At 69.5% G+C, this 9,022-nt stretch carries 8 protein-coding genes and 2 pseudogenes; 3 read left to right on the plus strand and 7 right to left on the minus strand.

Annotated features, from left to right (window positions below; translation table 11 throughout):
* Positions 1-365 (minus strand): annotated as a pseudogene (locus A5714_RS19725) (esterase); the annotation flags it as partial.
* Between the two features lie 149 nt (positions 366-514).
* On the opposite strand from A5714_RS19725, the gene A5714_RS19730 reads away from it, so the two are divergent.
* Entirely contained in the window at positions 515-1,351 is an 837-nt protein-coding gene (locus tag A5714_RS19730) for an SDR family NAD(P)-dependent oxidoreductase (protein WP_068204479.1), read from the plus strand.
* Between the two features lie 12 nt (positions 1,352-1,363).
* On the opposite strand, the gene A5714_RS19735 is transcribed toward A5714_RS19730, so the two are convergent.
* The 6 genes from A5714_RS19735 to A5714_RS19760 form a co-directional block, all read right to left on the minus strand.
* The gene (locus A5714_RS19735; protein ID WP_068288045.1) at positions 1,364-1,867 is read right to left on the minus strand and encodes an isoprenylcysteine carboxyl methyltransferase family protein; all 504 of its coding nucleotides are present in this window, start codon (positions 1,865-1,867) and stop codon (positions 1,364-1,366) included.
* A gap of 8 nt (positions 1,868-1,875) precedes the next feature.
* Positions 1,876-2,982, minus strand: coding sequence for a type III polyketide synthase (locus A5714_RS19740; protein ID WP_082959858.1), 1,107 nt, complete (start codon positions 2,980-2,982; stop codon positions 1,876-1,878).
* 185 nt (positions 2,983-3,167) lie between these two features.
* Positions 3,168-5,402 (minus strand): molybdopterin-dependent oxidoreductase, encoded by a 2,235-nt coding sequence (locus tag A5714_RS19745; RefSeq protein WP_068288048.1) that lies wholly within the window; start codon positions 5,400-5,402, stop codon positions 3,168-3,170.
* Between the two features lie 50 nt (positions 5,403-5,452).
* Positions 5,453-5,875, minus strand: coding sequence for a PPOX class F420-dependent oxidoreductase (locus tag A5714_RS19750; RefSeq protein WP_068288052.1), 423 nt, complete (start codon positions 5,873-5,875; stop codon positions 5,453-5,455).
* 103 nt (positions 5,876-5,978) lie between these two features.
* Entirely contained in the window at positions 5,979-6,212 is a 234-nt protein-coding gene (locus tag A5714_RS19755) for a CsbD family protein (protein ID WP_068075631.1), read from the minus strand.
* Positions 6,213-6,328: 116 nt separating this feature from the next.
* Positions 6,329-7,147, minus strand: a complete 819-nt coding sequence (locus A5714_RS19760; protein WP_068288055.1) for a transglutaminase family protein — start codon at positions 7,145-7,147, stop codon at positions 6,329-6,331.
* 264 nt (positions 7,148-7,411) lie between these two features.
* Here A5714_RS19760 and A5714_RS19765 point away from each other — a divergent pair, with 264 nt between their 5' ends.
* Complete coding sequence (locus A5714_RS19765) at positions 7,412-8,296, plus strand: alpha/beta fold hydrolase (protein ID WP_068075627.1); 885 nt, start codon at positions 7,412-7,414, stop codon at positions 8,294-8,296.
* Between the two features lie 96 nt (positions 8,297-8,392).
* Positions 8,393-9,022, plus strand: a pseudogene (locus tag A5714_RS19770) (hydroxylase); the annotation flags it as partial.

Here is a 9,022-nt window from a genome sequence, read left to right on the forward strand (position 1 = left end):
GACAGCCGCACCACCATCGACCGGTGGGTGTTGAGCCCACAGGTCATGAAGGCGCCCCCGTGCAAATAGAGGATCACCCGCTTGGTGGAGGCGCCGGGCGCACGGATCCATTCGGCGGCGCAGTTCCCCAATTTGACCGGCTGGATCTGGGCCATCGTGGGGATGCGGGGCACCATGCCCGCCAAGCCGTCGATGTACGCGAAGGGCCAGTGCAGGTTGGGCTGGATCGCCCAGGCGCGCACCACGTTCTTCACGAATAACCGGCTGGCCATCGACACCGCAACCGACTGCGGGCTGTGTCGATGGTGAATTCGCCGGGTCATCGCCTGGCTTGGCAGTAACCGAGTGGAATCCGTTGTCGTCATTGGCATCAGCTCCTAAGGTGCGCTGGGAATACCCGTTTGCCGGCGGCGAAAACGAATACGGATTTCGTCGGGTTGTAGCGTTGCTCACGTTTGCGCCGTCGCCGGAGTGGGTAGGGGGCGCGCGGTTGCGGCTGGGACAGAATGGGCCCATGGCCAGCCCGCACCGCCTGCTCGCCGACCGCGTGGCGGTCGTGACCGGCGGCGCCGGCGGAATCGGCGCCGCGACCGCCCGATTGTTCGCCGACCATGGCGCGCACGTGGTCATCGCCGACGTCGACGCCGAACGCGCCGCGGCCACCGCAGCCGAGATCGCCGCGGGGGGCGGGTCGGCGCTGGCGGTCGGCACCGATGTCCGGGACACGAAGCAGGTCGCGGCCCTGGCGAAGACCGTGCGTGACCGCTTCGACCGCGTCGACGCTCTGGTCAACAACGTCGGCCACTGGCTACGCCACCCGGGCGAGTTCGTCGACACCGACCCGCAGTTCTGGGACGACCTCTACCGCATCAACCTGCACCACGTCTTCGCCGTCACGCACGCGTTCTTGCCCGCGATGGTCCAGCGGCGCAGCGGCGCGATCGTCAACGTGTCGTCCGTCGAGGGGCTGCGGGGCTACCCGGAGGATCCGGTCTACGCCGCGTTCAAGGCCGCGGTCATCGGGTTCACCCGCAGCCTCGCGGTCCAGGTGGGCGGCCTCGGGGTGCGGGTCAACGCGATCGCCCCCGACGTCACCGAGTCCCTGCAAGTCCCCTACTCGCAGTGGCTGACGGCCGAGGAGCACCAGCAGTGGCCGCGGTGGGTTCCGGTCGGCCGGATGGGCCGGCCGGACGATCAGGCCCGGGTGATCCTGTTCTTGGCCTCGGAGCTGTCGGGTTTCGTCACCGGTCACACCATCCCCACCGACGGCGGCACCGGCGCGGCGGGCGGCTGGTTCCGCTCGACGCGCCGGGCCGGCCGGCAGTGGACCAACCGCCCGATCGACCCCTGAGGGCCACCGGGCTCAGGCCAGGCCCAGCGCCGCGTTCTCGGCGCGAATGCGCACCGTGAGCACGAGCGCGTTGGCGGCGCTGAACACCAGAGCCGTCAGCCACGCCGAATGGACGAGCGGGAGCGCCGCGACCTCGGCGGCCACCGCGGTGTAGTTGGGGTGGCGCACCCAGCGGTACATCCCGTCGCGCACCAGCGGTGCGCCCGGAATCACGATCAACCGCGGGTTCCAGTGTTTGCCGAGGGTGCTGACGCACCGCCACCGGACCACGGTGCTCAGTGCCACGATCGCCACCATCGGCCAGCCCAGCGCGGGGATGAACGGGCGGTGCAGGACCCAGGTCTCCACGACGCAGGAGACCAGCAGCAGCGCGTGCATGCTCACCATCGCCGGGTAGTGATCGCGGCCGAACTCCTTGCCGCCGTTTGCCATCGACCACCTGGCGTTGCGCTGGGCCACGGCGAGCTCGACGAGCCGCTCGGCGCCGATCGCGAGGATGAAAAGGCAGTAGTACATGTTCCCTGTCACCATTGCAGCAGCAGCAGTTCGAAGCTGAAGCCGGGCCCCATGGCGAGCATCACCGCGACGGATCCCGCCGGGGGCGGCTCGGCAACGGTGCGCCGCAACACGTCGAGCACCGACACCGAGGACACGTTTCCGTTCTCGCGCATGGATTCTCGGCTGTGCCGCAGCGCCTCGGCCGGCAGGTTCAGCGCGTTCTCCACCGAGTCGAGCACCTTCGGACCGCCGGGATGGCAGATCCAGGCCGAGACGTCCGCCAGCGACAACCCGTGATCGGCCAGGAACCCGTCGACCTCGGCGCGCAGGTAGTCGTCGGCCATCTTCGGCACGTCGCGCGACATGACCAATTGGAACCCGCTCGTCCCGACGTTCCAGCCCATCACGTCGACCGTCTCGGGCACGACGCGACTGCGGGTGGCCAACACGCGCGGGCCGCGTTGCGCGGTGTCGCTCAATCCCTTTCGCTCCGATCCCGTGGCGACCACGGCCGCCGCGCCGTCCCCGAACAGCGAGATGCCGATCAGCGCGGGGATCGAGGTGTCGTCGCGCTGCAAGGTCAGCGAGCACAACTCGACCGAGCACAACACGGCCACGTCCTCGGGATAGCCGTGCAGGTAGTCGTACACACGAGCCATCCCGGCCGCGCCCGCCACGCAACCGAGCCCGAACAACGGGACCCGCTTGACGTCGGGGCGCAGGCCGACCCGGGTCATCACGCGCGCGTCAATGGTCGGCACGGCGATCCCGGTGCTTGACACCATGACGACGGTATCCACCTCGCGCGGTTCGATGTTCGCTGCGGCCAGCGCCGAGCGGATCGCCTGCTCGCCAAGGTCGACGGCGACCTCGAGGTAGGCGTTGTTGGCCTCGGTGAAGCCGCTCAACGTCGGGTAACGCGACAGCGGCAGCGCGAGGTTGCGGTGGTCGACCCCGGTCGTCTGCGCGAACCGGGTGAACTCGGGGTTGGCGAATTCGGTGAGCTCACGGGCGACTTCGGCCTGGTCGTACCGGTTCGAGGTGAATGCCACCGCGGTTCCGGCGATGCGGGGTCCGGCGCAACCCTGGCGACCACCCTGGTGCGGGGACGTGGAAAACGTTGTTACGGTCATGCCATGCCGACGAGCGGCGGGCGGTCACGGTTCACCGGTCGGGCGAATCCATTCCGGTGAACTGAACCACAAAGAGACGCAAGCCGTTTACACCGTATCGGCTCCGGATGCATTGCCCTGCGCCGTTTTTGACGCATGTTTAATAAGAGCGCGGCGTTGCGCCTCAACAGCTGCCGGCTGAAACCTCAAAGCGGTTGCAGCGACGGCGATTCCGCCTGCTCGTGAATGAGCGTTACCGGGATTCCGTTCAATGCCCCGTTACCCGAGGGCTCGTCGACGAAGGTGGGCGGCGACAAGACATTGGTGTTGACGCCCGGCGAGCCGTTGGCCACCGCCATGCGGGTGCCCGGCTTGCCGTGGCCCCAGCCGTGCGGCATCGACACCACGCCGGGCTTGATCGCGCCGGTGACCTCCACCGGCACCGCGATTTCGCCGGCCTCGGATTTCACCGTGACGACGTCGCCGTCACCGACCCCGTGGCGGGCCGCGTCGTCGGGGTGGATGAGCAGCGTGCACCGGTCCCGGCCCTTCATCAACGCCGGCACGTTGTGCAGCCAGGTGTTGTTCGACCGCAGATGGCGGCGGCTCACCAGGACCAGCGGCTCGGCGGGCCGCTCCAGCCGCGCCGCCAGCCGGGGCAGGTCGTCGAGCAGATACTGCGGGGCGAGCCGGATCTTGCGGTCCGGGGTGCCCAGGAGCCCCGGCAGCTGCGGCGTCATCGGCCCGAAGTCGATGCCGTTGGGGTTGGCCTTGAGCAGGTCCAGGGTGAGCCCGCCGGGCCGGGCGCCGTACTGATCACCGAAGGGGCCGGTGCGCAGCGTGAGGTCCAGCATCCGTTCGGGGCCGCCGTGGTCGTAGGTCTTGCGCAGCTGCGCCCCGTCGAGCCCCCGGGTGAACGCCAGGTAGTCGAAGAAGCCGTCGTCGATGGCCGCGACGTCGACGTCCTCGGCCGGTGTCCCGGTGCACAGGCCCGTCAACCGGATCAGGATCTCCCATTCGTGCGGGCGGTCGCCGGGATCGAAGACCGGGGCGGAGTAGTTGGCCACGCTGTGAATGGCGAACAACAGGATGAGGTCGTCGTGGTGCGGCTGCTCCAGCGGCGACAGCCCGGGCAGGATCACGTCGGCATGGCGGGTCGTTTCGTTGAGCCACAGGTCCACGGAGATCATCGCGTCCAACATCGGTAGCACCTCGTCGAGCTTGTCGCCGCCCGGCGTGGACAGCACCGGGTTGCCGGCGACGGTGATCAGCGCCTTGAGCTGCCCCTCCCCCGGCGTGGCGATCTCCTCGGCCATGCAGGACACCGGTGCCTGTCCGAGCACCTCCTTCGCGCCGCGCACCCGGGTGCGCCAGCGGCCGAAGTCGGCGAGTCCGCCCTCGAGGCCGGGCAGCGGCTGGGTGGTGATCGACCACGCCGCCGGCCGGGGGAACATCGCCCCGCCCGGGGTGTCGAAGTGGCCGGTGAGGATGTTGATCACGTCCACCAGCCAACTGGCGAGGCTGCCGAACTCCTGGTTGCACAGGCCGATACGGCCGTACACCACCGACCTCGCGGTGCCGGCGAGTTCGCGCGCCAGGCCCCGGATGCGGTCGGCGGCGATGCCGGTCGCCGCGCTGACCCGCTCCGGGGGCCAGTCCGCGGCGACGCGGCGCATGGTGTCGATCCCGTCGACGTGCGGGCCGGGATTGGCCAGGCCCTCGTCGAACAGCGTGTGCGCGACGGCCAACAGCAGCGCCGCGTCCGTGCCGGGAACGATGGGCAACCACTCGTCGGCGCGCGCGGCGGTCTGGGTGCGCACCGGGTCGATGACGATCACCTTGCCGCGCCGGCGGATTCCGTCGATCAGGCCCATCACGTCCGGCGCGGCCAGTAGCGATCCCTGCGACGCCGCAGGATTGGCGCCCATGATCACGAGCAGGTCGGTGCGTTCGATGTCGGGCACCGGAAAGTTCCACCACAGGCCGTACATCAGATGCGACGACAGATTCTTGGGCCACTGGTCGACGGTGCCCGGCGAATACGTCACCGGAATTCGCGACATGCCCAGCAGGATGCCCGCGTACCGGGCCAGCGAGAACGAGTGCGCCAGCGGGTTGCCGGTGTAGGCGGTGACGGCGCCGATGCCGTGGCGTTCGATCACCGGCGTCAGCAGCTCGGTGCAGCGCCGAAATGCCGCGTCCCAACTGACCTCGCGCCACTGGCCGTCGACCTTGATCATCGGTCTGCGGATCCGGTCCGGGTCGTGGTGCACCGCTCCCAGCGACGTCCCCTTGGGGCACAGGTGGCCGCGGCTCCACACGTCGTCGCGGTTGCCGCGGATGCCGGTGACGGTGCCGGCTTTGACCTCAATTGCCAAGCCGCACATGGCTTCACACAGCGGACAGGTGCGAATGTGGGTGCCGTCGGCGCCGGGTTCCATCCGCCCACTGTATTCCGCGACGACCGGTAGCGGAAGGAGGAAGAGCGAGGTCAGGCCGCCCAGGGTCCGATGCCGCCCACCTTCTCGATCTTGATGCGGGTGAGGTATCCCGGCGGCGCGTCGTCGGGCGGGAAGGGCAGGTTGGGGTCGCCGAGCACCGGGTTGAGTTGCCGCAACAGCTCCGGCGCGCCGCCCTCGACGATCCGGGCGGTGCCGGCGATCGACAGGTATGGGCGCATCCCCTGGCCCGGCGCGAGGGAAACGATCGTGACCGCGACGCGGGGATCCGCGCGGACGTTGCGAACCTTCTTGTGCGCGGCCAGGTGGGCGGTGACGAGTTCGTCGCCGTCGGGGGTCGATTGCAGCGCGACCCAGACCAGGCTGACCTGGGGGCTGCCGTCGGGATTGAGCGTAACCAGGGTCGCGTCGGCGCCGTCACCGATGAGAGCCCGCGCCGCATCGTTGAGCTTCATGCGTGGTTCTACGCCAGGTGTGCGGTGATTCATTCCCGGCGCCCGACGCGCGCATGGCGGTGGCCCGGCCCCGACGGGGACCGGGCCACCGATGCCTGGACCGTTACTGTTCGGCTTTCTGCCGAGCCTCGTTGGCGTCCGCGGCCTTACGCGCGGCCTCGGCCTCGGCCTCCTTCTTGCCGGCCTCGCGCTGCGCGTCGGCCTTGTCCTGCTGCGCCTGACCTTCGCGCAGCAGATCCTCACGCCCGGTGACCGCGCCGGCCACTTCCTTGACCTTACCCTTGACCCCCTCGACGAGGCCTTCGACGGCTTCTTGCGGACCACTCTTGTCTGACATGCGTCCTCCTTGTCCTGCGTGCGGCGCGAGACGGCGCACACGCAGGTTGCCTTTTCCCCGACGGCGTGGGTTTCGAAACCCGTGCAGTGGGTAGCGTGCGCCACACGGCACGGCCGCTAGCGCAGGCTGACCAGCTGGTCGACGGAGTCGCGGGGCAAGTCGCCGTCCACCACGGCGGTGATCGTCATGTTGCCCAGGTTGATGGAGCCCTTGTGGTTGTCCAGGAAGGCGGTGTCCGCGGCGTCGCGCCCGGTCGCGATGCGCACCATCGACTGGCGGGGCGCCAGGCAGGTCGCGTCCACCACGCGCCACTGGCCGTCGACGAAGGCCTCGGCGACCGCGTGGAAGTCCATCGGCTGGCAGCCGGGGGCGTAGACCGCGACCAGCCGGGCGGGCACATTGAGCGCGCGCAGCATCGCGATCACCAGGTGGGCGTAATCGCGACACACCCCGGCGCCCGCCAGCAGCGTGTCGGCCGCGCCGTCGATCGGATCGCTGGACCCCGGAACGTAATCGAGCCGCCTGCCCACCCAGGACGACACCTTCTCCAGCAGCGACACCGATTCGCCGTATTGCTGGAATTCGGTGGCGGCGAAGCCGAAGAACTTGTCCGCCTCGGCGTACCGACTTGGCCGCAGATAGGTGATCAGATCGATGTCGCGCACCGGCGCCGGGTCCGCCTGCCCGACGACCGTGGCCGCGTAGGACAGCGTGACCGTTCCCTCGTCCGCCTGGAAGGTGTGAATCCTGGTGTCGTGCTCCCCGATGATCTCGCGCGGCTCAACGGCTTTGCCGTTCCACTGGATCGACAGCGACTCGCTGACGTCGATGCCGGGCAGACGGGCGACCGCGATCTGGAATTCCAGAGTCGTCGCGGCGGTCACCTCGAGCTCGATCTCCGCCCCCACCTGCCGTTTGAGATCCCGCGTGCTCATGACCGCCCCCTTGTCTCGTGGCCACGGCCACATGCCGGACTCCCGTGCGTCTTACCCGGTCAATCCAACACAACAAACTGCCGACGCGCAGGGCGAGCGCAACGGCCGACCGGCGTGCGGCACGCGGGCCGACTCCCGTGTATCCCCGAACCCCGTTGCCGCCGTGGCACCCTGATGGTTGTCGGCGCCGCGACGGCCCGCGGCGGCGAGCGACCGGCGCGGGTGCGCTCCGGGCTTTCGTGGCGGCATGGCAGGGTGAGGGGCGTGGCACACACCCCCGGCGCAGCCGCCGTCGCGGAACGGGACCTGCGCGAGCTCCCCACCCCCAAGGGCACGTTGCGGTACTACGACAGCGGGGGCGCCGGCGGGACGCTGCTCTTCCTGCACGGCTCGGGGCCCGGGGTGACGGGCTGGCGCAACTTCCGCGGGGTGCTGCCCGCCTTTGCGGCGCACTACCGGTGCCTGATCCTGGAATTCCCCGGCTTCGGTGTCAGCGACGACTTCGGTGGCCACCCGATGGTGACCGCGTTCGGCACGGTGGGCCCCTTCCTCGACGCGCTGGGCGTCGAGAAGGCGCACGTCGTCGGGAACTCGATGGGCGGCGGCGTCGGCATCAATTTCGCCATCCACAACCCGGACCGGGTGGACCGGCTGGTCACCATCGGCGGCATCGGGACCAACATTTTCAGCCCCAGCCCCAGCGAGGGCATCCGGCTGCTGCAGGAATTCGTCGAGGACCCCTCCCGCCAGCGCCTCGTCGACTGGCTCAAGTCCATGGTGTACGACCAGGCACTGATCACCGACCAACTGATCGAGGAACGCTGGCAGCTGGCCACCGATCCGGAGACGCTGGCCGCCGCGCGCCGCATGTACGGCAAGGCGGCCTTCGCCGGGATGAACGCCGCCCTGGCCGCGTCGGACCGCCCGCTGCCCTGGGCCAGCATGCACAAGCTGACGGCGCCGACCCTGCTGACGTGGGGGCGCGACGATCGGGTCAGCCCGCCCGACATGGCGCTCATCCCGATGCGCACCATCCCCCACGCCGAGCTGCACGTGTTCCCCAACTCGGGGCACTGGGCGATGATCGAGGCCAAGGAGGCCTTCGAGAGCACGGTCCTGGCGTTCCTGTCCCGCACCGAAAACCGCTGACTCGCCTCAAAACCGCTCGAGAACCCTTCGCCTCCGGCCCCGGCTGCGGTAAACCTGTACTACGGCAACGGCGCCGACGACTGTAAGGGACGAAGCATGAGCGAGCGGGTTCTGGACCGGGTGGCGGCGGTGGCCGACGAATTGCGCGGCCAGGGCGCCGAGGCCGAACGGATCGGCCGGCTCACCGACGACACGGTCAAACTCATGAAGGGCGCCGGCCTGATCCGGCTGTTGCAGACCAGGCAGTACCAGGGTTTCGAAGTGCACCCCCGCGAGTTCGCCGAGGCGGTGATGGCGACCGCGGCGCTGGACCCGGCCGCCGGCTGGATCGTCGGCGTGGTGGGCGTGCACCCGTATCAGCTGGCGTACGCGGACCCGCGGGTCGCCGCCGAGATCTGGGCCGACGACGTCGACACCTGGATGGCGTCCCCGTACGCGCCGCAGGGGGTGGCGACACCGGTTGACGGCGGCTACAGGTTCACCGGCCGCTGGCAGTTCAGTTCCGGCACCGACCACTGCGACTGGATCATCCTGGGGGCGATGCTCGGCGACGGGCAGGGCAAGCCGCTGCTGCCGCCACAGATGCTGCACATGATCCTGCCGCGCAAGGACTATCAGATCGTCGAGGACTCGTGGAACGTGGTGGGGCTGCGCGGCACCGGCTCCAAGGACGTTGTCGTCAAAGACGCGTTCGTGCCGAGCTACCGCACCATGGACGCGGCGAAG

Origin of the sequence: Mycobacterium sp. E2462, assembly GCF_001672685.1 — a bacterium.
Lineage (GTDB): Bacteria > Actinomycetota > Actinomycetes > Mycobacteriales > Mycobacteriaceae > Mycobacterium.